This is a genomic window from Phormidium sp. CCY1219, from assembly GCF_035615515.1.
In the GTDB taxonomy this organism is placed as follows: domain Bacteria; phylum Cyanobacteriota; class Cyanobacteriia; order Cyanobacteriales; family Laspinemataceae; genus CCY1219.
Genome location: NZ_JAJENT010000327.1, coordinates 1 through 206, shown reverse-complemented (window position 1 = coordinate 206; position 206 = coordinate 1). Strand labels below are relative to the sequence as shown.

Sequence of the window (206 nt, the reverse complement as noted above, 5' to 3'; positions counted from 1 at the left end):
ATTAGGTTTTCGTTACAGATGGATAATTCGCACGCGGTGGGAGTACCCCCGCCATCGCTGGGAACCTCGCTATCGATGGGGGGTAAGGGCGGAAGTGCGCCAGTACCGCCACCGGTACCCCCACCACCTCCACCACCGGTATTTGCTGCATCAACGGTACCGCTAATGGGGAAATTAAAGGGGTTTTCGTCGCTATCGTTGGTGGT

General features: G+C 56.8%; 1 protein-coding gene. It reads right to left on the bottom strand.

Features of this window, described 5'->3' with window-relative positions; all coding sequences use genetic code 11:
- On the bottom strand, window positions 1-206 hold a 206-nt coding region (locus tag LKK83_RS05765), incomplete at both ends, for a hypothetical protein (protein WP_324629984.1).